Source organism: Paraburkholderia sp. BL18I3N2 (assembly GCF_003001875.1).
In the GTDB taxonomy this organism is placed as follows: Bacteria; Pseudomonadota; Gammaproteobacteria; order Burkholderiales; family Burkholderiaceae; genus Paraburkholderia; species Paraburkholderia phytofirmans.
Map to the genome: position 1 here is coordinate 154,892 of NZ_PVNC01000004.1, position 24,592 is coordinate 179,483.

Sequence of the window (24,592 nt, forward strand, 5' to 3'; positions counted from 1 at the left end):
GGTGCCGCCCCGCACAGGGGCAACGCTAATAGACCACAAAGAAAGGAAAGGCCAACACCACAAAACCAACCACTGCGGCGCAGCCAACAACCTCAAACCTCAAACCTCAATCCCGAGCCGAAGAAGCCGCCCCATGACTCAACCAATCGAGCACAGCGCTAGCATCATCATCAGCCCCTTGCCTGGCCTTGGCAACAGTCTCCGCCACATCAGCACTAGGCACAGCGCGCCGAATAGCGACCCCCACAGCCAGAATATCAATCATAACCAGATGCAGAATCCGCGAAATCATAGACAACTGCGACTCACGAATTTCAATATGATCAGTCTCAAGCGCCACAGTAGCCCGCTTAGCCAACGGCGTATTGCTAGAAGTAATAGCAATCACCTTAGCCCCAGCCTGCATAGCCACATCAAGCACCCGCAGCAACTCAGGCGCACGCCCTGACTTCGACACAGCGACGATCACATCCCCTTTCCCAAGCAAAGCAGCAGACGCCGCCTGCATATACAAATCGCCGTAGGCAATCGTAGGAATCCCAAACCGGAAGAACTTGTAATGCGCATCCTGCGCGACGATATTCGAATTCCCGAGCCCATAAAACTCGATCCGCCGCGCGCCGTTCAAAAGATCGATAGCCCGTTCGACCTGTTCGAAATTCAGATGCTCGCGCAACTGCAAAATCGCCGACACGGTGTTATCGAGCACTTTCGCGCCGAAGTCCGTCGCCGTATCGCCAAGATGCACCTGGCTATGGCTAACAGGAATAGTGCCCGTCAAACCAGTCGCCAGCTTCAGCTTGAAATCCGACAACCCCTGGCAACCGAGCGAACGACAAAACCGGATCACCGTCGGCTGACTCACATCGGCTTTGCGTGCGATATCGACAATCGGATCATTGATAATGGACCGCGGATGATTCAGCGCAAGATCGGCAACACGTCGCTCGGCGGGCGTCAACGCATCGCGCATCTGCCGAATCCGCTCGAACACCGCCGATGAACTGCCACCCGCGCGATTCGACAATTGCTCGGCAAGAATCGCCGACACACCGAGAAACGCTGGATATTCAGCGGTAATCACATACGTCGGCACATTCTGCAGATAAGCCTCGAACCGGCCTTTAGCCTCGAAGCGCTTACGAAACGACGAACGTGAAAAGAACTCGCCAAGCCGCGGCACGACACCACCGCCGATATAGATCCCGCCCAACGCCCCAAGCGTCACCGCAATATTGCCCGCGAACGTGCCGAGAATGCCGCAGAACACATCGACGGATTCGGCCGCCAGCGGCTCGCCTTCCAGCGCGCGCTTGACGATCTCGATCGTGTCGACATTCGCCGCCACACGCTTCTTGTCGCGACCCGCAAGCGCGCGATAGATCACTTCGATACCCGGCCCCGCCGCCACGCGCTCAAACGACACATGCGACCACTTCTTGCGCGCGTACTGCAACACGATATCTTCGCGTTCGTCGGCCGGCGCAAAAGTGGCATGACCCCCTTCGCTACCGAGCGCGATCCAACGATCATCAGCGGGAATCAAACCGGACACGCCCATGCCGGTGCCCGGACCGAGCAAACCAATCACACTATTCGGCCGGCGTGCGCCGGCACCCACCTGCACGCGCTGCGCATCGGTCAAGCCGGGCAGCGCCATCGCCAGCGCGGTAAAGTCATTCACCACCAGCAGCGTGTCGAAACCCAGCGCGCGCCGCGTGGCCTCGATCGAAAAGCTCCAGTCGTGATTCGTCATGCTCACCTGATCGCCATCGACCGGGTTTGCAATCGCAATCGCCGCATGATTCACGCGGCCGATCTTCGTGTCCTTCAGATACTTCTTGATGACTTCGGCAACGCCCGGATAGTCCGCGCACGGATAGACCTTCACCGAGCCGATTTCGCCCGGGCTCGTCTCCAGCGCGAAGCGCGCATTGGTGCCGCCGATGTCGGCCAGCAGCCTCGGTCCATCGGCGTGCTGGCCCGCGCCCGGAACAGCCTTAGTTTGCACACCAGTAGACATCGAGTCTCACTCCCTTGTCGTTTGCCAACTGCGAGATGGCATTTTTTTGTAGCGAAGCGGACGCGGCATTGAGCACGTCCATCTTGCGCGGTCCTGCGATCAGCAAGAACAGATGCTTGACTTCTTTCAACGCGGACATCGACCAGCTCACGCGCGCGTGCGGCGCGCTGCCGGGATGCACGGCGACGAAGCGTTCGGTGGTGGTGATCGCATGATCCCATTCGGGCGAGTCGGCGAAGATCGACGCGGTGTGGCCGTCTTCACCCATGCCGAGAATCGCGACGTCGGGCACGTTGCTAAAACGCGCGTCGGCGTTCAGCGCGGCGACATGCGCGTTGAGATCTTGCGTGGTGTCCACGAGCGGCCAGAAGGTCGCATCCTTCGCGGCGTTCTGCAACAGCGTGGCGTGCACCAGCTGCGAGTTGCTCGCGCTATCCGTCTCCGGCACCCAGCGGTCGTCGACCAGCGTCACGGCAATGCGCGCCCAGTCGAAGGTCTGCGTGGACAACGTCTGCAGGAACGGGCGCGGACTGCTGCCGCCGGACACTGCAAGCATTGCGGGGCGCGCGGCGGTGGAACCGGCGGCCTGTGCGGCGAGCGACGCATGTAACGCGTCGCCGACCGCTTTCGCCAACGCGTCGGATTGGGCGCGTTGATCGTCGAAAGCGTGAAGCTCGATCACTTCTCCTCCGTGCTGCTTTTTTGTGTGATCTGCGGAATCTGCCGTACTGCTCTTACGCGATGCCTGCAAGATGGATGACCTGCAGGCGCCCTCGTGATACCGGCGCCATTCCGTTCAGTTCGTCGGTGGGTCTTACGGGCGCCACGTCATATTCCATTCAATACGACGTGCCGCCGTGATTCAATTCTCTTCTTCGAGCCAGCAGGTGCCGTGCTGCGCGAGCATCGCGCTCGATGCAGCCGGTCCCCACGTGCCCGATGCGTACGGTTTGGGCGGCTTGTTCGACGCCTTCCATTCGTTCAGGATCGGTTCGACCCAGCGCCATGCGGCTTCCTGCTCGTCGCGCCGCACAAACAGCGCGAGCCGGCCGTTGATGACGTCGAGCAGCAACCGCTGATACGCCTCCATCTGTCCTTCGCGGAAGAACTGGTCGAACGCGAGGTCGAGGTGGACGCTCGCGAGGTTCATGCCTTCGCCGGGTTGCTTCGCGAGACAGTAGAGGCGAATGGTTTCATTCGGCTGCAGGCGGATCACCAGACGATTCGCGCCGGCGCGCAAGGCGGAAGCGCCGAGCGCCGAATGCGGCACCGCACGAAAGTTCACCACGATCTCGGCGACGCGATCCGCGAGACGCTTACCGGTGCGCAGGAAAAACGGCACGCCGGCCCAACGCCAGTTTTCGATCTCGACCTTCAGCGCAACGAAGGTTTCGGTCGCGCTATCAGGCTTCACGCCTGGCTCCGTTGCGTACGCCGGCACCGCAGTGCCGCGGATCACGCCCGCATGATACTGCCCGCGCACGGCAACCTTGCCGATATCGCGCGGATCGATGGGCTTCAAAGCACGCAGCACGCGCAGCTTTTCGTCACGCACCGAATCCGAATCCATGGAGTGCGGCGGTTCCATCGCAACGATGGAAAGCAGTTGCAGCAAATGGTTCTGCACCATGTCGCGCAATGCGCCGGTATTGTCGTAGAAGTCGCCGCGCGCTTCCACGCCGAGTTCCTCGGCAATCGTGATCTGAATGCTCTCGACCCACTCGCGCCGCCACAGCGGTTCGAACAGGGCATTGCCGAAGCGCAGCGCCAGCAGGTTCTGCACCGGCTCTTTACCGAGGTAGTGGTCGATCCGATAGATCTGTTCCTCAGCGAAGATTTCGCCGACCGCATCGTTAATTGCATTCGACGACTTGAGGTCGTAGCCGAGCGGCTTTTCCAGCACGATGCGCGAATTCGCGTTCAGCCCGACCGATGCCAGCGCATGGCAGATCGGCACGAAAAGCGACGGGCCCGTTGCCAGATAGAACACGCGGATACCAGGCAAGTCCTGGATGGCGTCGCGCAAATGCACGAAGTCTTCCGCTTTGCCGAGGTCGATGTTCACGAACTCGATGCGCTCCAGAAAGCTCGCCCATGCCGCTTCATCCACACCGTTCTTCGACACATGCGGTTTGACGTGCTCATTTACCCACTGGATGTACTCGCCGCGATCAGTTGCATGCCGCGCCACCGCGACGATCTTGCCGCTGTCGGCCAGCATGCCGCCTGCACGGTGCGCTTCAAACAGTGCGGGCAGGATCTTGCGCATCGACAGATCGCCGGTGCCGCCGAAGAGAACGAAGGTGAAGCTTGAATCGGTTTGCATGAGTCTCCGTCGATGTCCTGGGGCCGCGGAAGGTGAGCGAAAGCGCGACCGTAGTCCGATAAAATATTTTTTGACACTGAATTGTAGTTTAACTACAATCCAAATCAAGAGGTAGCGCTAATTCGATGAAAAAAGCGTGCGCTAAGCGTCAAGATGCGCGTTTTCCCGAATCGGCAGGCGTCCCCTGCATGTTAACGGACATTGCGTGTCGGCACGTGCCAGCATGCCCCGGCGGCCTTTACGGAAAGCCGGGGAGTTGAGCGGCTTTCCGTAATGGTCGGCACCAGGTTGACGTGCAAGGCACCTCGAGTCTGCCGCGCGAAACGCGGGCAGGCAAAAATCAAAAGAGGAGACAGTCAGTTGCATCCCGAACCACTCATCTCTTGAGCTTCCAGCGGCCGGACATTGGTCCGCCGGCACATGCCTCGCGCATGCGCCCGACCGTGCTCGATCGCCCAGTGTTTTGCCTGTTTGAACCAACCACAGCACCCTGGCGACATCAGGGGCCATTTGTTTTTTGTTCAGGTGTCTGGAGGAGATAAGCAATGAAATTTCGCGCGATCATGGGCGCTTTGTGCGCCGCAGGTCTGATGTGTGGCGTCTCGGCCGTGCAAGCCGCCGAGTCGATCGAAGTGTTGCACTGGTGGACCTCGGGCGGCGAATCGAAAGCCGTCGGCGTCCTCAAGGACGACATGACGAAGCAGGGTTACACGTGGAAGGACTTCGCGGTTGCGGGTGGCGCCGGCGCGGCTGCCATGACGGCACTCAAGACGCAGGTCATCTCGGGCAACGCACCGAGCGCTGCGCAGATCAAAGGTCCGCTGATCCAGGACTGGGCGTCGCAAGGCGTGCTGGTGCCGATCGACGCGGCCGCTGGCGACTGGAAGAAGAACCTGCCGCCGGAAATCGACAAGATCATGCACGCGGACGGTCACTACGTTGCCGCGCCGTTCTCGGTGCACCGCGTGAACTGGCTGTACATCAACAAGGCCGCGTTGGACAAGGCGGGCGGCAAGGCGCCGACCACGTGGCCTGAGTTCTTCGCGGTGGCCGACAAGATGAAGGCCGCGGGCATCCAGCCGATCGCGATGGGCGGCCAGCCGTGGCAAGACCTGACGCTGTGGGAAGACGTCGTGCTGTCGCAAGGCGCGGACTTCTACAAGAAGGCGCTGGTCGACCTCGACGAGAAGACGCTGACTTCGGACAAGATGGTCGGCGTGTTCGACACGGTCCGCAAGATCCAGGGTTACTTCGACGCGGGCCGCACGGGTCGTGACTGGAACCTGGCAACGGCCATGGTCATCAACGGCAAGGCCGGCATGCAGTTCATGGGCGACTGGGCGAAGGGCGAATTCGCCAACGCCGGCAAGAAGTCGGGCTCGGACTACATCTGCGCCGCTGTGCCGGGCACCGAAAAGTCCTACACGTTCAACGTCGACTCGTTCGTGTTCTTCCAGCAGAAAGGCCAGAAGGCGGCCACGCCGGGTCAGCTCGCGCTGGCGAAGACGATCATGTCGCCGGAGTTCCAGGAACAGTTCAGCCTGAACAAGGGGTCCATCCCGGTTCGTCTGGGCGTGTCGATGGCCAAGTTCGACGACTGCGCGAAGAAGTCGTACGCGGATGAACAAGTGGCGATCAAGTCGGGCGGCTATGTGCCTTCGCTGGCACACGGCATGGCGCAACCGGATGCAGCAGCCGGCGCGATCTCGGACGTGGTCACGAAGTTCATGAACTCGCAGCAGGATTCGAAGAGCGCAGTTGCCGCGCTCGCGAAGGCAGCGAAGACCAAGTAAGTTGCGTCAAACGAAGCGGCGCGCCCGGCGGTTCAGCAACGGGCGTGGGGCGCGCCCTTCGTGTCGCTGATTGCCGGGGTTTTACTCGTTGCATGGCAGGCGGCTTCACCCTGGTTTCATAGAGTCACACCTATGTCGTTACGGCCTCGCGTTTTTTCAGCGTGAAGGTTCCGGCGGCACAGTTTCAGCAGGAGTCGAGTAGTGACTGCTTCTATCAGCGGAAACGGGAAAACGGCCACCGTGACCCGCCGCACGTCGCCGATGGCGGCCCTTGCCGATCGCTGGATTCCGAAGCTGGTGCTCGCACCCAGCGTCGTGATCAGCCTGATCTTCGTGTATGGTTTTATCGCCATTACCGGCTATCTGTCGCTGTCCAATTCGCGATTGATGCCACGTTATGAATTTGTCGGTCTCGATCGTTATCGCGAGCTGTTCGATAACGATGTGTTCTGGACGTCGGCTGCCAACCTCGGCTGGTTCGGCATCCCGTTCATCGGTATCTGTATCGGTCTCGGTTTGTTCCTCGCGATCCTGCTCGATCAGCAGATCCGCAACGAAGGCGCGCTGCGCGCCGTGTTCCTGTACCCGATGGCGCTCTCGTTCATCGTGACTGGTACGGCGTGGCAATGGATCATGACGCCGAGCATCGGCCTTGAGAAAGTGTTCCACGACTGGGGCTGGACGAGCTTCTCGTTCAGTTGGCTGGGCGACCCGGACAAGGCGATTTTCTGCGTGGTGATCGCGGCCGTCTGGCAATCCACCGGCTTCGTGATGGCGCTGTTCCTCGCGGGCTTGCGCGGCGTGGACGGTGAAATCTTCAAGGCCGCGCAGATGGACGGCGCGGGCTTGCCCACCATCTATCGCAAGATCGTGATTCCGAGCATGCGCCCGGTGTTCTTCTCGGTGCTGCTGATTCTCTGCCACATCACGATCAAGACCTTCGACCTGGTCGTTGCGTTGACCGCGGGTGGTCCGGGCACGTCTTCGTCGCTGCCGGCTATTTTCATGTACACGTTTTCGTTCAATCGCGGGCAGCTGGGCGTCGGCGCGGCATCGTCGATGATGATGCTCGCCACCGTCGTGGCCGTGCTCGTGCCGCTGATGTATCTGGAATCGAGGAGCACCCGCAATGCAGCCTAAGATGACGATCAGCCGTGCCGTCATTTATGCGGCCTTGTTTCTGTTCGCCCTGTATTTCCTGTTCCCGCTGTACGTGATGCTGTCCACGTCGTTCAAGGACATCGATCAACTGCGCACGGGCAACCTGCTCACGCCGCCTACCCACTGGACCATCGACCCGTGGATCAAGGCATGGAGCGGCGCCTGCACGGGCGTGCGTTGCGACGGTATGCAGCCGTTCTTCATGAACTCGGTGCGGATGGTGATTCCCGCCGTGCTGATTTCGTCGATCATCGGCGCGTTCAACGGCTATGTGCTCACGCACTGGCGTTTCCGTGGCGCGGATCCGATCTTCACGATGATCCTGGTCGGCTGCTTCATTCCGTTCCAGGCGATCCTGCTGCCGATGGCGCGCTTTGAAGGCTTCCTCGGCCTGTCGAACACGACCACCGGCCTGGTGGTGGTGCACGTGATCTACGGTATTGCTTTCACCACGATGTTCTTCCGCAACTTCTACGTGAGCATTCCGGCTGAACTCGTGAAGGCGGCGCGTATCGACGGCGCGGGTTTCTTCACGATCTTCACGAAGATTCTGCTGCCGGTCTCGCTGCCGATTTTCATGGTGTGCCTGATCTGGCAATTCACGCAGATCTGGAATGACTTCCTGTTCGGTATCGTGTTCTCCGGCGTCGATTCGATGCCGATCACGGTGGCGCTGAACAACCTCGTGAACACCTCGACCGGCGTGAAGGAATACAACGTGGATATGGCCGGCGCGATCATCGCCGCGTTGCCCACGCTGCTGGTGTACATCATCGCCGGACGCTATTTCGTGCGCGGTCTGACGGCCGGCGCGGTGAAGGGCTAAACGCCACGCTAAACCATCCGAGCGCGGCGGCGCTTCATGAAGCGCCGCCGTCACCCGAAGACGTTTTCAAGCAGTACCAGAGACAAAGAGGATTCACAGCATGGCAAGCCTTTCCATCCGTGACGTGTACAAGACTTACCCGAACGGGGTGCCGGTCCTGAAGGGTGTCAACATCGACATCGAAGACGGCCAGTTCCTGATTCTGGTCGGCGGTTCGGGCTGCGGCAAGTCGACGCTGCTCAACATGATTGCCGGCCTCGAAACCGTGACCAAGGGCGAGATCCAGATCGACGGCAAGACGGTGAACAACCTGTCGCCGAAAGATCGCGATATCGCGATGGTGTTCCAGTCGTATGCGCTGTATCCGTCCATGACGGTGCGCGAGAACATCTCGTTCGGCCTGAACATCCGCAAGGTGCCGAAGAACGAGCAGACACAGATCGTCGACCGCGTGTCGAACACGCTGCAGATCACGCACCTGCTCGACCGCAAGCCCGGTCAGCTGTCCGGCGGCCAGCGTCAGCGTGTGGCCATGGGCCGTGCTCTGGCGCGCGATCCGGTCATGTTTCTGTTCGACGAACCGCTGTCGAACCTCGACGCGAAGCTGCGTATCGAGATGCGTTCGGAAATCAAGCTGCTGCATCAACGCCTCGGCACGACGATCGTCTACGTGACGCACGATCAGATCGAAGCGATGACGCTCGGCGACCGCATCGCGGTCATGAAAGACGGCATCGTGCAGCAGTTCGGCGCGCCGCAGGAAATCTACGACTCGCCGTCGAACCTGTTCGTGGCCGGCTTCATCGGCGCGCCGCCGATGAACTTCATCCAGGGCAAGCTGGTCGAGCAGGGCGCGGGCGTCGCGCTCGAACTGGATACGGGTGTCGCACGCACGGCGGTGAATTTGCCGTTCGACTCGGCGAAGGTGAAATCGCATGTCGGCCGTGAAGTGATTCTCGGCCTGCGTCCGGAGCGCATCACCGACGCGCGCGGCGCGCATGGCGACAACGCGAAACTGCAGCCGATCGAAGTGAAAGTCGACGTGATCGAGCCGACCGGTCCGGACACGCTGGTATTCGCGCAGGTCAACGGCAAGCGCATCGTGAGCCGTGTGCACCCGGCGTCGAATCCGCAGCCGCTGGCGAACACGACGCTGTTGTTCGATACGTCGAAGGCGGTGCTGTTCGATCCGTCGAATGAAGAGCGGATTGCCTGATCGCGAAGTTTTGCTGCAATAGAAAAGAAAACCCCATGCGTTTCACAACGCATGGGGTTTTTTAGTTTTGCGCGCTTCGTTTTACTGCTCGGCAATGCGCAGATCCGGATTGTTGCGCGCCAGTTCGGTCACCCACTCAATGAAAGCACGCAGCCGCGAACTCAGATTGCGGCGATGCGCGTAGAGCACCGAGAGCGGCGTGCCGGGGCTCGTGTAGCCGGTGAGGATTTCCTTCAGCGCGCCTTGCGCGATCAGGTCGGCGACCATGAAGCGCGACGGCTGAATGATGCCGTGCCCGAGCGCGGCCGCACCGATATAGACCGAGCCGTCGTTCACCGCGAGTACGCTCTTCAGCGATACTTTGGCGATCTCGCCATCCACTTGGTATTCGAACGGGAACGTCCGACCGGTGCGCGCCGACACGTAGTTGACCGCGCGGTGCTCGCTCAATTCTTCGAGCGTGGTCGGCTCGCCGTATTTCTCCAGATATGCCGGCGACGCGCACGTGACGATCCGCGCCTGGCCGATCCGCCGCGCGACGAGACTCGACTCTTCCGGCGTGCCCATGCGGATCACGCAATCCACGCCGTCCTGAATCAAGTCGATGTTGCGGTCGGCGAGGCCGAGCCGTACGTCGATCTCGGGGTATTGCCGGTAGAAATCGTCGAGCGCGGGCAGCAGCAGCGCGCGCGCCAACGTGCCGGACGTATCCACGCGGATCGTGCCGGCCGGATTTTCGCGCTTGTTCGACAGCGACGATTCGGCGTCGGTGACTTCTGCGAGGATGCGCACGCAGCGCTCGTAGAACAGCGCGCCGTCTTCGGTGACGCTGACCTGGCGCGTCGAACGATTCAGCAGACGCACGCCGACGTGTTCCTCCAGCGCCTGGATGGTACGGCTGACTTTGGCGCGGGGCAGGTCGAGCGACTCGGATACTTTGGTGAAGCTGTTCGCCTCGACCACACGCGTAAATATCTCCATGGCTTCGAAACGGTCCATGTTTTGCCTTAAGGTTGATTGGCGGAAGTAGGTTTCGAAGTGAAGTGTATAGGTTGGGAAATTTGTTGTCGCAAACCGTTAGGGTCGACGTGGCGCGGGCGCTCGTCTTTTTACGTGACATGAGCGCGCAGCCGTTCGTTAATCGCGGTCCGGCGCGCCAAGTGGGAAGTACGCGCGATACGGGCGCGCTTCGTCCACCGCGCGGGCAAACGACGGCCGCGCCAGCAGGCGCTTGCGGTAGGCGCGCACGTGCGGGAACGCCGGGCCGATGGCGTGCGTCCAGTCGGCGTAAAACAGGAACGGCGCGGCGCCGCAATCGGCGAGACTGAAGGCGTCGCCGGCGGCCCATTCGCGTTCGGCCATCACCTTGTCCAGCCAGCCGTACGCGGTGTCGAGCATGGCGCGCGCATCGGCGACGGCGTGCGGGTCGCGCTCCGCCTCGGGACGCATGCTGTCGTAGACGATCTTTTGCTGCGGCGTCGAAATGTAGTTGTCGAAGAAGCGATCCATGCTGCGCACTTCCAGCGCGGCGCGGGCGTCGGCCGGCAGCAGCGACACCGGGCCGGGGTGGTACAGGCCCAGATATTCGATGATGATGCTCGCCTCCATCACGGTCCGGCCGCCGTCGACCAGCACCGGAAAGCGCTTGATCGGCCACAGCGCGGCGAATTCGGCCATGACTTGCGGGTCGTCGTGCGCCAGCAGGCGCAGTTCGAACGGCGTGCCGTTTTCGTAGAGCGCGGTCAACGCTTTCTGGCAGTAGGACGAGAAGGGATGGGCGTAGAGCTTCAGGGGCATCGCGGTCACCTTGGAGGGTTGGTGATTGCTGTGGCACGAGAACGGCCGGAGCGACCGTCTTATCCCACGACGAGCAGGAGCCGCGCAAATCGACAGCCACGACGCATGCTCTACCAACATTCGCTACGTTAAAACGTCACAAAACTATGAAGAAAGATGGTGTAACATTTGAAAACTTTGTAAGAGACGCCGACGTGACCGGATCAATGGCGCAACAGAAGCAGCCCGGGACGTCGCTCAACGAATAACGAAAAATTCGACGTACGGGGAGCTTCACATGTCTACCATCACGTCCTCGGTGAATAGCGCGACGGCCAACGCGCAAAGCCAGGTCCAGCAAGCAGCGCAATCCATTATCAGCGGTTCGACCGGCAATTCGTCGATGGATGTGTCGAGTTTGGTCTCGGCGCTCGTCAACGCGAAAACGGCGGGTCAGGCGGCGTCGTTGCAGGCCAGGCAGACCAGCGACAACACGACATTGTCCGCGTACGGCGCGCTCACTTCGGCGCTGTCCGCCTTGCAGGCGGCGATCAAGAATCTGTCGGACGGGACCACGTTGTCCACCTTCGCGGCCACCGCGAGCGGCAAGGGCCTCGATCCGAAAGCGGGCCCCGGCGCGGTGGCCGGCAGCTATGCGATCGACGTGACGCAGATCGCCTCGTCGCAGAGCCTGGCGTCGGCGGCGTTCGGCGCGACGACGCAACTCGGCACCGGCACGTTGACGATCTCGGTCGGCGGCAAGTCGATGGACGTCTCCATCGACAGCACCAACAACACGTTGAGCGGCATCGCCAGCGCGATCAACAAGGCGTCCAGCAATCCGGGCGTCACGGCGACGATCGTGACCGGCACCGGCGGCGCGCACCTCGTGCTGCGCTCGGCCACCACCGGCTCGGCCAACACGATCAACGTGACCACCAGCAACGTGCAGAACGACGCGGGCCTGTCGAGCCTCGGCGTGACCTCGACACCCGGCGCGAACGGCGGAGCGTCCACGATCGTGTCGTCGGATGCCGGCAATGCGTGGCGTCAGAGCGAAGTGGCGCAGGACGCGTTGCTGACCATTGGCGGAATCGCGGCGCGCAGTGCCAACAACGCGGTCACGGATGCGATTGCCGGGGTCACGCTGAATCTGTCGGCCGCGTCGGTCGGCAATCCGCAAACGCTGACGATCGCGCCCGATACCACCGCGCAGAACACGGCCATCACGAACTTCGCCAACCTGTACAACACGGTGGTCACCACGATCAGCAAGCTGTCCTCGTACGACAAATCGTCGAAGACGGGCGGTGCATTGCTTGGCGACTCGACGCTGCTGACGGTGAAGAATGCGCTGGCGTCGATCGTCGCCGGCGGCGTGGGTAAGGGCACATCTGTAGTGAGCCTCGGGCACATCGGCATCACGTTGAAGGGCGATCCCGCGGACGGCACGCTGGTCGTCGATAACGCCAAACTGACGACCGCGCTCAACACCAGCCCGGCGCAAGTTGCCGCACTGTTCAACTCGACCGACGGCGTCGGCGCCAAATTGAACAAGAGCATCGACGAGTTCACGCGGACGGGCGGCATCATCGACACGCGCAACAACGCGCTCAACGCCGACCTGAAGAGCGTCACTGCACAGCAGACCAAACTGAGCGACTACGCCACGCAATTGACGAAGCAGTATCAGAGCCAATTCACCGCGCTGAACACGTTGATGGCGACCATGAACAACAACTCGGCCTACCTGACCGCGCTATTCGGCGGCTCGAAGAGCGCGGGCGCGCTGGCGACCAACAAGTAGTTCGAATGAGCCGGCGGCGCGTTGTCTGTCAGAGGGCGATGCGCCGCCGTTTGGCGATTCATGTGGTCAATGCGGCAAGCGCACATTGAACCGGAATGTCGCGAGCCGTGCGAGCAGGATGAAGGCGGTGGCGATCAGCACGCTATAGACCGTGTCGAAATCGATGTAATCCAGCAGCACATACAGCCAGCAGCCAACGAACGCACACGTGGCGTACGGCCGCGAGTCGCGCAGGATCAGCGGCACTTCGTTGCACAACACGTCGCGGATCACGCCGCCGAAAACACCCGTCAGCACGCCCATCATGACCGAGGTGAACCACGGCATTTGCGCATCGTGTGCGATCGACGTGCCTCCTATGCTGAACAGCCCCAGCCCGATCGCGTCCGCCACCAGCAGAACCCGCTCGGAAAAGAGCCGCGAGGTCATTTTCAGGAGCGTCGGCGCGAACAGCGACATCACGAAGATCGCGATCAGATAATCCTGATGCTCGACCCAGTAGAAGGGCCGCCGCTCCAGCAGCACGTCGCGCAACGTGCCGCCGCCGAAGGCCGTGGCGATCGCCACCAGAAACGTGCCCACGGCGTCGAGCCGGCGGGTTTTGGCTTCGATGAAACCGGAAATGGCGTACGCGAAAATCGCCAGCGCCTCCATGATGGTCAGCGCGAGCGTCAGCCTCGGATGGATCACCGTGGCTCCGTCAGGCTTTGGGGTGAGCCGGCAGTGCGCCCGGCTGCAACAGCACGACCACCGCGCCGGCGCCGCCGTCATGCGGACGCGCCTGACAGAACGCGATGACCTCGGACTTCTGCACGAGCCACGCGCGAACTTTGCCCTTCAGTACGGGTTCCTTGCCGATCGATCCCAGGCCCTTGCCGTGAATCACGCGCAAACACCGCAAGCCGCGCTTCACCGACTCGCGGATGAACTCCGCCAGCGCCTCGCGCGCTTCATCGCGCCGCATGCCGTGCAGGTCGATTTGCGCCTGCACGATCCAGTCGCCGCGCCGCAGTTTGCGCACGACTTCCTGACTCACGCCGGGGCGGCAGTAGGACAGCGTCTCGTCGGTTTCGAGGAGGATTTCCGGGTCGAACTCGTCGGAGATCGCTTCGTGCAGCACGGCTTCTTCGTCGAGTTTGGTTTGCACCGGCAGCGGCGGCGGAGGATTGCGCGGCAGCGTGGCGCGCGGCGGCACGGCTAGCGGTGCAACGGCGCCGATCTCGCGGCGAAACAGATCGGCGTCCGCCGAGGCTTCGCGCTGCGCGGCCGCGGCGGCTACCCGTTCGCGTTCGCGCCGTTGCGTGTCGACTTTGAGCGCGTCACGCAATGCGCCGAGGCCGGCGAGGCCGGCCGCCGGATCGAGCTTCGGCTTGGCGGCGGGAGCAGCCGGTTCGGGCGCGGGCCGCGCGACGGCACGCGCGCGCTTTGGTTCGCTCGGATGGGGCTGGTTCTTCGGCATATGGGGTGAGACACGCAGAAAAAGTAGATCGGTCGCGCGACGGTTTTCTTGCGACCGGAAGACCTGAATGCAAAAAGGCCGCCGGCTTGGCAGCCGCGGCCTTCTTTCAAGCAGGCGGCCGGGCCATGCCCTGCCGCCATTTTACCGTCGCGCTTTGGATCGCAGACTGGCGCGGGCGATTAACGCTCGGCTTCCTGGCTCATTGCGTGCTCGCCGGCCATCTCGTCGATGGTTTCCAGATAGCGTTGCGCGTCGAGCGCGGCCATACAACCCGTGCCGGCGCTGGTGATTGCCTGACGGTACACGTGGTCCTGCACGTCGCCCGCAGCGAACACGCCCGGCACGCTGGTAGCGGTCGCGAGCCCGTTCAGGCCGCCCTTGGTGATGATGTAGCCGTTCTTCATCTCCAGCTGGCCCGCGAAAATGTCCGTGTTCGGCTTATGGCCGATCGCGACGAAAATGCCTTGCAGCGCGATGTCCTCGGTGGCACCCGTTTTCGTGTTCTTGATACGCAGACCGGTCACGCCGGACTGGTCGCCGGTGACTTCGTCGAGCGTGCTGTCCCACTTGATCTCGACCAGGCCTTCCTTTTCCTTCGCCAGCAAACGGTCGATCAGGATCGGCTCGGCGCGGAACTTGTCGCGGCGATGGATCACGGTCACCTTTTTGGCGATGCCGGACAGATAGAGGGCTTCCTCGACCGCGGTATTGCCGCCACCGATCACGGCCACGTGTTGTTGCTTGTAGAAGAAGCCGTCGCAGGTGGCGCAAGCCGACACGCCCTTGCCCATGAACGCTTCTTCCGACGGCAGGCCAAGATACTGCGCCGATGCGCCGGTCGAGATGATCAGCGAGTCGCAGGTGTATTCGCCCGAGTCGCCGATCAGGCGGATCGGCTTCTCATCCAGCTTGGCCGTATGGATGTGGTCGAAAATGATTTCGGTGTTGAAGCGCTCGGCATGCTCCAGGAAGCGCGTCATCAGTTCCGGGCCTTGCACGCCGTTGGGGTCCGCCGGCCAGTTTTCGACGTCGGTCGTGGTCATGAGCTGGCCGCCTTGAGCCAGACCCGTGACGAGCACCGGCGCGAGGTTGGCGCGCGCCGCGTACACCGCGGCCGTGTAGCCGGCGGGACCGGAACCGAGAATCAGAACCTTGGCGTGTTTCGTGGAAGTTGCGGGCATGATCGAATCCTTTTACGGCGCCCGGCTCGCCCATGCGAGGCCGCGCGACTTGAGCTGAAACTGTAGATGGGTATCAGCGCGACATTATAAAGGGCGAGGCGCCGGCCTGCTCCATGAAGCTTTCCGATCACGCCGATAGCGTCGGCGGCGGGCCGCGCAACGCCTTTCTGTGGCCAAACGGCCAAGTTACCGTCATTTACAGCCTCGCGCGGGACACTGCGTTTACAATAGGCCGGATCGAAGTTCCCGGAAGCCGGGATCGGGCCCGAAGCCGCGCTGGGCGAGGCTAACCACGACTCAGGCCGGGAGCCGGGCACACACCGGGCACACACGCAACAGGATCAATGGCAAAAGCTCCCTATTCCGCGAGCGCGCAGGCATTGCCGCACCGCATGTCGCGCCTTTTCACCGAAATCCGCTGGATCCTGCAGGTGGCGCTCGGCGTTTTCCTGCTCATGGCGCTCGTCAGCTACAGCCGGCGCGATCCGAGCTGGACCCATGCCGCGCAGGTCGACCATATCGCCAACTGGGCGGGCCGCGTCGGCGCGTGGACGTCCGACATTCTGCTGCTGCTGTTCGGCCTGTCCGCCTACTGGTGGATCGTGCTGCTCGGCCGCCATATCTCCGCGAACTACAAGCGCATCACCCGTCACGAGGAAGAGCAGGAAGACGTGCCGCGCGAGAGTTGGCTCGCAGACGCGTTCGCTTTCATGCTGGTCCTGCTGGCCTGCGACGGCATTGAAGCACTGCGCATGTGGTCGCTGAAAGTGCAGTTGCCGCGCGCGCCGGGCGGTGTGATCGGCGAGGCGGTTGCGCGCGGCGTGTCGCATGCGCTGGGCTTCACGGGCGGCACGCTGGCGCTTTTGATCGTGCTCGGCATCGGTTTGTCGCTGTATTTCCGTTTTTCATGGCTGTCGGTGTCGGAAAAGGTCGGCGAATCGATCATTTCCGCGGTGACGTTTGCCAAGCTGCGCCGTGAGGCCGGCCGCGACCGCAAGCTGGGCGAAGCGGCTGCGGTCAAGCGCGAGGGCAAGGTCGAGAAGGGCCGCGTGCGGATCGAGGAACACGAGCCGGTCATGATCGTGCCGCCGGTCGTCACGCCGGCCAAGTCGGAGCGCGTCGAAAAGGAGCGGCAAGTGCCGCTGTTCACGGACCTGCCGGGCGATTCGACCTTGCCGCCCATTTCGCTGCTCGATGCCGCGCCCGTCGCGCAGGAAACCATCTCGGCGGATACGCTGGAATTCACCTCGCGGCTGATCGAGAAAAAGCTCAAGGACTTCGGCGTCGAAGTGAGCGTGGTCGCGGCGTATCCCGGCCCAGTGGTCACGCGTTACGAGATTGAGCCGGCCACCGGCGTGAAGGGCAGCCAGATTGTGGGTCTTGCCAAAGACCTCGCGCGTTCGCTGTCGCTCGTGTCGATTCGTGTGGTCGAAACCATTCCGGGCAAGAATTTCATGGCGCTGGAGTTGCCGAATCAGCGTCGTCAGACGGTGAGTCTCTCCGAGATTCTCGGCTCGGCGGTTTATGCCGACGCCGCGTCGCCGCTCACCATGGGCCTCGGTAAAGACATCGGCGGCAAGCCGGTGTGCGCCGACCTCGCGAAGATGCCGCACTTGCTGGTGGCGGGCACAACGGGTTCGGGCAAGTCGGTCGGTATCAACGCGATGATCCTGTCGCTGCTCTACAAGGCGAGCGCCGAGCAGGTCCGCATGATCCTGATCGATCCGAAGATGCTCGAAATGAGCGTGTACGAAGGCATTCCGCATCTGCTGTGTCCGGTGGTGACGGACATGCGCCAGGCCGGTCACGCGCTCAACTGGGCAGTGGCCGAGATGGAGCGCCGCTACAAACTCATGAGCAAGCTCGGCGTGCGTAACCTCGCCGGCTACAACAACAAGATCGACGAAGCCGCCAAACGCGAAGAAAAACTGCCGAATCCGTTCAGCCTCACGCCGGACGATCCGGAGCCGCTCACGCGTCTGCCGAACATCGTCGTGGTGATCGACGAACTGGCCGACCTGATGATGGTGGTCGGCAAGAAGGTCGAAGAGTTGATCGCGCGAATCGCGCAGAAAGCGCGTGCGGCCGGCATTCACCTGATTCTCGCGACGCAGCGTCCGTCTGTGGATGTGATTACCGGTCTCATCAAGGCCAACGTGCCGACGCGGATGGCTTTCCAGGTGTCGTCCAAGATCGACTCGCGCACGATTCTCGACCAGCAGGGCGCGGAATCGCTGCTCGGCATGGGTGACATGCTGTATCTGCCGCCGGGCAGCGGCTTGCCGGTGCGCGTGCACGGCGCGTTCGTGTCGGACGAGGAAGTGCACCGCGTCGTCGACAAGCTCAAGGAACAGGGCGAGCCAAACTATATCGAGGGCATTCTCGAAGGCGGCGTGACGGGCGAGGGTGACGAAGGCTCCGCGGGCGCCGGAGGAAGCGGATCGGGCGACGGCGAGTCGGACCCGTTATACGACCAGGCGGTCGATGTGGTGCTGAAGAACCGCCGTGCGTCGATCTCGCTGGTGCAGCGGCATTTACGCATCGGCTATAACCGCGCGGCCCGGCTGCTCGAGCAGATGGAAAACTCGGGCGTGGTGTCGGCGATGTCGTCGAACGGCAATCGCGAGATTCTGGCGCCGGCGCGGGAGGCGGAATAGAACGAAGGGCAGCGAATTCGCAGCGCGGCGGTGAGTGCGCTGTCCGCCGCGAGACGCGGCCCCTTCTTTACCGCAACCGATAGCAAGGCAAGCCACGCTTTGCTGTGTCGAGGCGTTGCCACCACCGTCGAAGGCTCATTTGGCGAGCCATGCTTTGCGGCGTTAAAGGGCCGGTCGCTACCCTAAGGCTCGTTTAAGGCGGGGTGGCTAAGCTTGGCATGACACGTCTGGGTCCGGCGCCGATGGGAAGCGGGCTCGCTGGGATCGCGGCGAGCCCTCGCCAATATGGGCACGCAGGCATTGCCCAATGCACGAGCAAGCGGTCACGACCGCTCAACGAATTCAATCAAGGGAGAAAACTACATGCAGCTATTCGCGCAGCAGCACGCTCGAAAGAATGCTCAATCCAGCCGAATCGGCCAGCTCGCCCGCACCTTTGTGCGCGGGGTAGGCAGCGTGGCGATCGGCGCGTCAGTGCTGTTCGCGTCGCAGGCGTTCGCGAGCGGCACCGAGCAACTGAAGGCGTTCGTCGCGCAAGTGCATTCGGCGCGCGGGACCTTCGTTCAGCAGGAAGTGCGGGCGCCGAGCAAGGCGCAAGGCGCGAGCGGCACGTTGTCGACCCAGGGGGCGGGCAAAACCGGCACGTCGAGCGGCACCTTCACGTTCGCGCGTCCCGGCAAGTTCATCTGGCAATACGAGAAACCGTATGCCCAGTTGCTGCAAGCAGACGGCGACAAGCTCTACGTCTACGACAAGGATCTGAATCAGGTGACGGTGCGCAGCCTCGGCGGCGCGCTCGGCGCGAGCCCGGCCGCGATCCTGTTCGGCAGCAACGATCTCGACAAGAATTTCACGCTGCGCGACGCCGGTGTGAAGGCCGGCATCGACTGGCTCGAACTCACGCCGAAGGCGAAAGACACGCAGTTCCAGCGAGTCGGCATCGGCTTCAAGGACGGCAATCTCGAAGCGATGGAATTGCACGACGTGTTCGGCAACGTGACGCTGCTGACCTTCTCGAACATTCAGAAGAATCCGCCGCTGCCGGCCGATGCGTTCAAGTTCACGGTGCCGAAGGGCGCGGACCTGATCAACGGATAAACCGTTACGCAGATAGCGTGTGATTGGCACAGAAGCCGCGCTCTGAGCGCGGCTTTTTCATTGCGCGCGTGAGTTGTCCACTATTCGTCCACTTTCAGCACCTGCACCGGATGTGCAGCCTTCATATCGTCGATAAACGCTTCGACGATATCCGTTCGATGCTGCCGCGCCCGCGTGACCATATGAAACGCGACGCGGTAACGCATCTGCGCGGGATTCAGCGCGGCGAGCAGCCCTTGCTTGACGAACGGCGCCGCGAAATGTCCCGGCAGATAGCCGAGGTGATGCCCGGAAAGCACTAGCATCGCGACCGCTTCCATGTTGTCCGCGACGGCGGTGACGTTCTGCGGCGTGGTCGAACTTTCGGCTTCGGGTAGCGGATAGCTGCGCCACGCCCATTCGTGCTGCGCGGCTTCGGCGGGCGGGACATCGCCCGCTTGTGCGAACAGCGGGTGACCTTTCGCGCAATACGCGAACTGGTCTTCCGCGAACACCTCGGTGTATTCGAGCGACGGCACGCGATGCCAGAAATAGCCGATGCCGATCTGAATCCGCCCGTTCAGCAGCAACTCCTCCAGTTCGCCCGGCGAGCGCACCAGAATCGAAAACCGCACCGACTGATCGCGCGCCCGGAACCGGCCGATCGCGTCGCTGATGCGCGCGCTCGCCGACACCGGTGTGTGGCCTATCATTCCGATATCGAGCGTGCCGACCAGCTTGCGGCCGACGTTGCGCGCCTGCATGCCGAAGGTATCGACGGCCGACAGCAGGGCGCGCGCCGCGTCGATGAACTGCTCGCCGCGCGCAGTCAGGCTGAAGCCGCCGCGGCCACGCTCGCACAGCCGGTAGCCAAGGCGGGTTTCCAGCGTGGCGAGTTGCGTGCTGATGGTCGACTGGCCGACGTTGAGCGTCGCCTGGGCCGGCGAGACGCCGCCCGCATCGACAATGGCGAGAAATACGCGGATCAGCCGCAGGTCGAGATCGGTGAGTTGGGAGAACATACGTCAGGATACATCGCTGAAGATCAATGTGAAGTTTATTCCGTCGGTATTTTAACTTCCAGGAAACTGCTCAAGAATCGAGATTCGCCCGGCAAGGTGCGCTTCTGATGCTTCTCCTCGGCCGGTCTGCACGTTTTTGCTTGCTGCCCCTCTTTTCATTGCCGAGACACGATGAATACTTCTTCCTTCATTTCCCCTGAAGCCGGCGAACGGCCTCAACCGCTGTCCGGCAACGCCATGCCCCGCTGCGGCGGCATCGCGACGATGATGCGGCTGCCGAACGTCGGCTCGGCCGAAGGCTTCGACGCCTGTTTCGTCGGCGTGCCGTTCGACCTTGGCACTTCGAACCGCACCGGCGCGCGCTTCGGCCCGCGCCAGATCCGCAGCGAATCCGTGCTGCTGCGCCCGTACAACATGGCGACGCGCGCCGCGCCGTTCGATTCGCTGCGCGTGGCCGATCTCGGCGACGTCGCGATCAATCCGTATAACCTGCACGATTCGATCAAGCGCATCGAAACCGCGTACGACGAAATTCTTCAGCACGATTGCAAGCCGATCACGCTGGGCGGCGATCACACCATCGCGCTGCCGATCCTGCGCGCGATTCATCGCAAGCACGGCAAGGTCGGTCTGATTCACGTCGACGCGCACGCCGACGTCAACGACACCATGATGGGCGAGAAGATCGCGCACGGCACGCCGTTCCGCCGCGCGGTGGAAGAGGGCTTGCTCGATTGCGATCGTGTCGTGCAGATCGGTTTGCGCGGCACGGGCTACGCAGCCGAAGACTTCGATTGGTGCCGCGATCAGGGTTTTGAAGTCGTGCAGGCCGAGGCATGCTGGAACCAGTCGCTCGTGCCGTTGATGGCGCGTATTCGCGAGCGCATGGGCGACGGCCCGGTGTACATCACGTTCGACATCGACGGGATCGATCCGGCTTTTGCGCCGGGCACAGGCACGCCGGAAATCGCCGGCTTGACGGTGCCGCAGGCGTTGGAAATCATTCGCGGCTCGCGTGGGCTGAATATCGTCGGCTGCGATCTGGTCGAGGTCGCGCCGCCTTACGATCCGTTCGGCACGACCGCGCTGCTCGGCGCGAATCTCGCGTTCGAATTGCTGTGCGTGCTGCCGGGTGTCGAGTATCGGGCGTCCACGCGCTAAAACGATTTGAGCGATAAGAAAAGGCCTGCATTTGCAGGCCTTTTTGCGTTTATGTGACGCTGACGCCAGGCTGCCTTAGTCAAGCCTCAGGCATACGCCGTCTTGCGCGCCGACACGAACACCAGATAACACACCGCGCCGATCACCAGCGCAGGCAAGGTCGCGCCGAGATTCGGCAGCCATTGATTGATCACCTGATACGCGACGATACCGATCGCCCACGCAAGGAACGCGCTCAGATGCCAGCCGCCTGAGAAGCCATAACGGCCGCGCACGTCGGCGAGCGCGGCGGCTTCGATACGGCGTTTGCGCACGATGAAGTGGTCCACCAGCACCACGCCGAACAGCGGCGCGAACACCGAGCCGATCAGCAGCAGGAAGTTCTGATACTTCGCCATCGGCACGGCAAGGGCGATCAGCGTGCACAGCGCGCCGAACGCCGCCGACAAAATGGGCACGCTGCCGCGCGTCCAGAACGTGCCGGTCGACACCGCGGCCGAGTGAATGTCCGCGAAGGCGTTGTCGACTTCATCGATCAGGATCAGCAGCAACGCGAGGCCGCCGCCGGCTTGCGCCAGTGCGCCGGTCAACAGCGCGTCGCCGCCGCCCGCGGCGAGGCCGTAGACCGCGCCGAGCGCGTAAAACCAGATGTTCGCGATGCCGTAGCCGAGCAGCGTGCCGCGGAAGGTTTCGCCGGGCTTGCGGCCGAAACGCGTGTAGTCGGCGATCAGCGGCAGCCACGACAGCGGCATGGCCACCACCAGATCGATCGCGCCGCCGAACGACATCTCGCCCGTGCCCGGACGCTGCATCAACGCGTTCAGATCGTGCTTGGCGAGCAGATTCCAGGTGAGCCACGCCGCGCCCGCGAGCAGCAGCCAGATGCCCCACGTACGCAGAAAGCGCCGCACGAACGAGAGCGGGCCGCTGATCGCGAGCAGCGTCGCGAGTAAGCCGAAAATCACCGTCCAGATGAGCGGCATGGAGAGGCCGAAGGCCTGCTTCGTAAGGGCGTCGGCGGAATCGCGCATCACGATCACTTCGAACGAGCCCCAGCCGACCAGTTGCACCGCGTTCAGCACGGCGGGCACCGACGCGCCGCGCACGCCGAGCGTCGGCCGCAGCGATGACATCGCCGCGAGCCCTGTATCCGTGCCGATCACGCCAGCCAGCGCCAGCAGCACGACGCCGATCACGCTGCCGATCACGATGGCCAGCAGCGCATGCGGTAGCGACAATCCCGGCACCAGCAGCGCGCCCGCTTGCGCGACCAGCAGGCCGATGCCGAGCGAGAACCAGAGCGCGAACGCGTCGCCGGTGCGGAACGCGCGACGCCCGTCGGGCACCGGCGTGAGCGGTGCGTAGGTGGAACCGGCGTCGCCGGTGAGTGGATCTTGTGCCATCTGGTCTTGTCCCTGTTGATAGTGCTTGCCGACTCAGTTGCCAATCTGGCTGCGAAGCCGCGCCGACGGTTGTGTCTGCTGTTATGTCCGCGGTCAGGTCATGTTTTGCCTGCCCCGTCCGCTCAATCGTCCGTTTGCTTCACCCGTTGCCGGATTCCGGCTGCCTGTGTCGTTCCCGGCGCGCCGCGCGTCCCTCGTCCCGAAGCCGGGCGATTCTTGCCCGGGCGCGGTCGCTGTCATAATGCAGGACGTTGCCCGCACCTTTACGTGCTGGCGTGGCTCACCGGCAGTACGCCGCCTTCACACGGACCGCGTCCGGAAAAGCCGAGATTATCCCCAAAACGTCATGTTTGAAGAAACCCGTGCCAATGTTCCGCTCGCCGAACGCCTGCGGCCCCGCAATATCGACGAAGTGATCGGCCAGAAGCACCTGCTCGGCCCGAACAAGCCGTTGCGGGTCGCGTTCGAATCCGGCGAAGCCCATTCGATGATCCTCTGGGGCCCGCCCGGCGTCGGTAAGACCACGCTCGCCCGGCTCATGGCCGATGCGTTTCACGCGGAGTTTATCGCGCTCTCCGCGGTGCTCTCGGGCGTGAAGGATATCCGCGAGGCGGTCGAGACCGCGCAGATTCATCGTGCGAACGGGCATCAGACGCTCGTGTTCGTCGACGAAGTGCATCGCTTCAACAAGAGCCAGCAAGACGCGTTCTTGCCGCACGTCGAGTCGGGGCTGTTCGTGTTCGTCGGCGCGACGACCGAAAATCCGTCGTTCGAGGTGAACAGCGCATTGCTCTCGCGTGCCGCCGTCTACGTGCTGAAAAGCCTTACCGACGAAGAGCAGCGCGAGTTGCTCGAGCGCGCGCAGCAGGAACTCGGCGGCCTCACGTTCACCGACGAAGCCCGCGACGCGCTGATCGGCTCCGCCGACGGCGACGGCCGCAAGCTGTTGAACAACCTCGAAATTGTCGCGCGGGCGGCTTCGCAGCAAAAGACCACCGAGATCGACGGCGCCTTGCTCGGCAGCGCGCTGGCGGAAAATCTGCGTCGCTTCGATAAAGGCGGCGACGCATTTTACGACCAGATCAGCGCGCTGCATAAATCGGTGCGCGGCAGCAGCCCGGACGGGGCGCTGTACTGGTTTTGCCGCATGCTCGACGGCGGCGCGGACCCGCGTTATCTGGCGCGCCGCATCGTGCGCATGGCGTGGGAAGACATTGGCCTCGCCGATCCGCGCGCCGCGCGCATCGCGCTGGATGCCGCCGAAACCTATGAGCGCCTGGGCACGCCCGAGGGCGAACTGGCGCTGGCGCAGGCGATCATTTATCTGGCGGTCGCGCCGAAGTCGAACGCGGGATACAACGCGTATAACGAGGCGCGGCGCTTCGTGAGCAAGGACCAATCGCGCGGCGTGCCGGTGCATTTGCGCAACGCGCCGACCAAGCTGATGAAGGAACTCGGCTACGGTCACGAGTATCGCTACGCACACGACGAACCCGATGCCTACGCGGCCGGCGAAACGTATCTGCCGGACAACATGCGCGATCCGCATTGGTACGAGCCGACGCCGCGTGGTCTCGAAGGCAAGATCGGCGACAAGATGGCGCGTCTGGCGGAGCTGGATGCGCAGTGGCGCAGCGAGCACAAGCCGAAGAAGGGCTAGGCTTGCTGGCGCCTCTTGCGCTGCGGCTTGCTTCGCGCGTGGTG

General features: G+C 62.7%; 19 protein-coding genes. 9 read left to right on the forward strand and 10 right to left on the reverse strand.

Features of this window, described 5'->3' with window-relative positions; translation table 11 throughout:
• Positions 1-106: 106 nt before the first annotated feature.
• The 3 genes from B0G75_RS13845 to zwf all read right to left on the reverse strand — a co-directional run bounded on the left by B0G75_RS13845 (position 107) and on the right by zwf (position 4,349).
• Positions 107-2,023 carry a bifunctional transcriptional regulator/glucokinase gene (locus tag B0G75_RS13845; RefSeq protein ID WP_106306061.1) on the reverse strand — a complete coding sequence of 639 codons (1,917 nt, stop codon included), beginning with the start codon at positions 2,021-2,023 and terminating at the stop codon, positions 107-109.
• Positions 2,001-2,705, reverse strand: a complete 705-nt coding sequence (pgl, locus tag B0G75_RS13850) for a 6-phosphogluconolactonase (protein WP_106306065.1) — start codon at positions 2,703-2,705, stop codon at positions 2,001-2,003. Before pgl ends, B0G75_RS13845 begins: the two co-directional genes overlap by 23 nt.
• Positions 2,706-2,885: 180 nt before the next feature.
• A complete protein-coding gene (zwf, locus tag B0G75_RS13855; RefSeq protein WP_106306068.1) occupies positions 2,886-4,349 on the reverse strand; it encodes a glucose-6-phosphate dehydrogenase in 1,464 nt (487 codons plus the stop codon).
• A gap of 545 nt (positions 4,350-4,894) precedes the next feature.
• Between zwf and B0G75_RS13860 the strand changes: the two genes are divergently transcribed.
• The 4 genes from B0G75_RS13860 to B0G75_RS13875 all read left to right on the forward strand — a co-directional run bounded on the left by B0G75_RS13860 (position 4,895) and on the right by B0G75_RS13875 (position 9,345).
• Positions 4,895-6,142 (forward strand): ABC transporter substrate-binding protein, encoded by a 1,248-nt coding sequence (locus B0G75_RS13860; RefSeq protein WP_012432077.1) that lies wholly within the window; start codon positions 4,895-4,897, stop codon positions 6,140-6,142.
• A 201-nt stretch (positions 6,143-6,343) separates the two neighbouring features.
• The gene (locus B0G75_RS13865) at positions 6,344-7,282 is read left to right on the forward strand and encodes a carbohydrate ABC transporter permease (RefSeq protein WP_106306071.1); all 939 of its coding nucleotides are present in this window, start codon (positions 6,344-6,346) and stop codon (positions 7,280-7,282) included.
• The gene (locus B0G75_RS13870) at positions 7,272-8,129 is read left to right on the forward strand and encodes a carbohydrate ABC transporter permease (protein ID WP_012432079.1); all 858 of its coding nucleotides are present in this window, start codon (positions 7,272-7,274) and stop codon (positions 8,127-8,129) included. Before B0G75_RS13865 ends, B0G75_RS13870 begins: the two co-directional genes overlap by 11 nt.
• Before the next feature lie 100 nt (positions 8,130-8,229).
• Positions 8,230-9,345 carry an ABC transporter ATP-binding protein gene (locus B0G75_RS13875; protein ID WP_106306074.1) on the forward strand — a complete coding sequence of 372 codons (1,116 nt, stop codon included), beginning with the start codon at positions 8,230-8,232 and terminating at the stop codon, positions 9,343-9,345.
• A gap of 81 nt (positions 9,346-9,426) precedes the next feature.
• Here B0G75_RS13875 and B0G75_RS13880 read toward each other — a convergent pair whose 3' ends face one another.
• Together B0G75_RS13880 and B0G75_RS13885 are read right to left on the reverse strand one after the other, a co-directional pair.
• On the reverse strand, positions 9,427-10,344 hold the full coding sequence (locus B0G75_RS13880) for a LysR family transcriptional regulator (RefSeq protein ID WP_106306077.1): 918 nt from the start codon (positions 10,342-10,344) through the stop codon (positions 9,427-9,429).
• A gap of 138 nt (positions 10,345-10,482) precedes the next feature.
• Entirely contained in the window at positions 10,483-11,142 is a 660-nt protein-coding gene (locus B0G75_RS13885; protein WP_106306080.1) for a glutathione S-transferase family protein, read from the reverse strand.
• A 277-nt stretch (positions 11,143-11,419) separates the two neighbouring features.
• Here B0G75_RS13885 and fliD point away from each other — a divergent pair, with 277 nt between their 5' ends.
• Positions 11,420-12,928 carry a flagellar filament capping protein FliD gene (gene fliD, locus B0G75_RS13890; RefSeq protein ID WP_106306083.1) on the forward strand — a complete coding sequence of 503 codons (1,509 nt, stop codon included), beginning with the start codon at positions 11,420-11,422 and terminating at the stop codon, positions 12,926-12,928.
• A 66-nt stretch (positions 12,929-12,994) separates the two neighbouring features.
• Here the strand turns inward: fliD and B0G75_RS13895 are convergent, their stop codons facing one another.
• The 3 genes from B0G75_RS13895 to trxB all read right to left on the reverse strand — a co-directional run bounded on the left by B0G75_RS13895 (position 12,995) and on the right by trxB (position 15,568).
• Positions 12,995-13,615 (reverse strand): trimeric intracellular cation channel family protein, encoded by a 621-nt coding sequence (locus tag B0G75_RS13895; protein ID WP_106306861.1) that lies wholly within the window; start codon positions 13,613-13,615, stop codon positions 12,995-12,997.
• A gap of 13 nt (positions 13,616-13,628) precedes the next feature.
• Positions 13,629-14,387, reverse strand: coding sequence for a Smr/MutS family protein (locus B0G75_RS13900; RefSeq protein WP_106306086.1), 759 nt, complete (start codon positions 14,385-14,387; stop codon positions 13,629-13,631).
• Positions 14,388-14,566: 179 nt separating this feature from the next.
• Positions 14,567-15,568, reverse strand: a complete 1,002-nt coding sequence (gene trxB / locus B0G75_RS13905; protein WP_106306089.1) for a thioredoxin-disulfide reductase — start codon at positions 15,566-15,568, stop codon at positions 14,567-14,569.
• A gap of 344 nt (positions 15,569-15,912) precedes the next feature.
• Between trxB and B0G75_RS13910 the strand changes: the two genes are divergently transcribed.
• Both B0G75_RS13910 and lolA read left to right on the forward strand, forming a co-directional pair.
• Positions 15,913-18,225, forward strand: a complete 2,313-nt coding sequence (locus B0G75_RS13910; protein WP_106306092.1) for a DNA translocase FtsK — start codon at positions 15,913-15,915, stop codon at positions 18,223-18,225.
• Positions 18,226-18,588: 363 nt separating this feature from the next.
• Entirely contained in the window at positions 18,589-19,323 is a 735-nt protein-coding gene (gene lolA, locus B0G75_RS13915; RefSeq protein WP_106306094.1) for an outer membrane lipoprotein chaperone LolA, read from the forward strand.
• Positions 19,324-19,403: 80 nt separating this feature from the next.
• Here lolA and B0G75_RS13920 read toward each other — a convergent pair whose 3' ends face one another.
• On the reverse strand, positions 19,404-20,324 hold the full coding sequence (locus tag B0G75_RS13920) for a LysR family transcriptional regulator (protein ID WP_106306097.1): 921 nt from the start codon (positions 20,322-20,324) through the stop codon (positions 19,404-19,406).
• A 171-nt stretch (positions 20,325-20,495) separates the two neighbouring features.
• On the opposite strand from B0G75_RS13920, the gene speB reads away from it, so the two are divergent.
• Positions 20,496-21,485: an agmatinase gene (speB, locus tag B0G75_RS13925; RefSeq protein WP_012432090.1), complete on the forward strand. Its 990-nt coding sequence runs from the start codon at positions 20,496-20,498 to the stop codon at positions 21,483-21,485.
• 86 nt (positions 21,486-21,571) lie between these two features.
• On the opposite strand, the gene cytX is transcribed toward speB, so the two are convergent.
• Entirely contained in the window at positions 21,572-22,888 is a 1,317-nt protein-coding gene (gene cytX / locus B0G75_RS13930; protein WP_106306100.1) for a putative hydroxymethylpyrimidine transporter CytX, read from the reverse strand.
• A gap of 346 nt (positions 22,889-23,234) precedes the next feature.
• Between cytX and B0G75_RS13935 the strand changes: the two genes are divergently transcribed.
• The gene (locus tag B0G75_RS13935; RefSeq protein ID WP_106306103.1) at positions 23,235-24,548 is read left to right on the forward strand and encodes a replication-associated recombination protein A; all 1,314 of its coding nucleotides are present in this window, start codon (positions 23,235-23,237) and stop codon (positions 24,546-24,548) included.
• Positions 24,549-24,592 lie beyond the last annotated feature (44 nt).

Bases quoted from the DNA above. Each gene is read 5' to 3' on its own strand.
- B0G75_RS13845 (WP_106306061.1), bottom strand. From the start codon at position 2,023: ATGTCTACTGGTGTGCAAACTAAGGCTGTTCCGGGCGCGGGCCAGCAC.
- zwf (WP_106306068.1), bottom strand. From the start codon at position 4,349: ATGCAAACCGATTCAAGCTTCACCTTCGTTCTCTTCGGCGGCACCGGC.
- B0G75_RS13860 (WP_012432077.1), top strand. From the start codon at position 4,895: ATGAAATTTCGCGCGATCATGGGCGCTTTGTGCGCCGCAGGTCTGATG.
- B0G75_RS13870 (WP_012432079.1), top strand. From the start codon at position 7,272: ATGCAGCCTAAGATGACGATCAGCCGTGCCGTCATTTATGCGGCCTTG.
- B0G75_RS13875 (WP_106306074.1), top strand. From the start codon at position 8,230: ATGGCAAGCCTTTCCATCCGTGACGTGTACAAGACTTACCCGAACGGG.
- B0G75_RS13880 (WP_106306077.1), bottom strand. From the start codon at position 10,344: ATGGACCGTTTCGAAGCCATGGAGATATTTACGCGTGTGGTCGAGGCG.
- B0G75_RS13885 (WP_106306080.1), bottom strand. From the start codon at position 11,142: ATGCCCCTGAAGCTCTACGCCCATCCCTTCTCGTCCTACTGCCAGAAA.
- fliD (WP_106306083.1), top strand. From the start codon at position 11,420: ATGTCTACCATCACGTCCTCGGTGAATAGCGCGACGGCCAACGCGCAA.
- B0G75_RS13900 (WP_106306086.1), bottom strand. From the start codon at position 14,387: ATGCCGAAGAACCAGCCCCATCCGAGCGAACCAAAGCGCGCGCGTGCC.
- trxB (WP_106306089.1), bottom strand. From the start codon at position 15,568: ATGCCCGCAACTTCCACGAAACACGCCAAGGTTCTGATTCTCGGTTCC.
- B0G75_RS13910 (WP_106306092.1), top strand. From the start codon at position 15,913: ATGGCAAAAGCTCCCTATTCCGCGAGCGCGCAGGCATTGCCGCACCGC.
- lolA (WP_106306094.1), top strand. From the start codon at position 18,589: ATGCAGCTATTCGCGCAGCAGCACGCTCGAAAGAATGCTCAATCCAGC.
- B0G75_RS13920 (WP_106306097.1), bottom strand. From the start codon at position 20,324: ATGTTCTCCCAACTCACCGATCTCGACCTGCGGCTGATCCGCGTATTT.
- speB (WP_012432090.1), top strand. From the start codon at position 20,496: ATGAATACTTCTTCCTTCATTTCCCCTGAAGCCGGCGAACGGCCTCAA.
- cytX (WP_106306100.1), bottom strand. From the start codon at position 22,888: ATGGCACAAGATCCACTCACCGGCGACGCCGGTTCCACCTACGCACCG.
- B0G75_RS13935 (WP_106306103.1), top strand. From the start codon at position 23,235: ATGTTTGAAGAAACCCGTGCCAATGTTCCGCTCGCCGAACGCCTGCGG.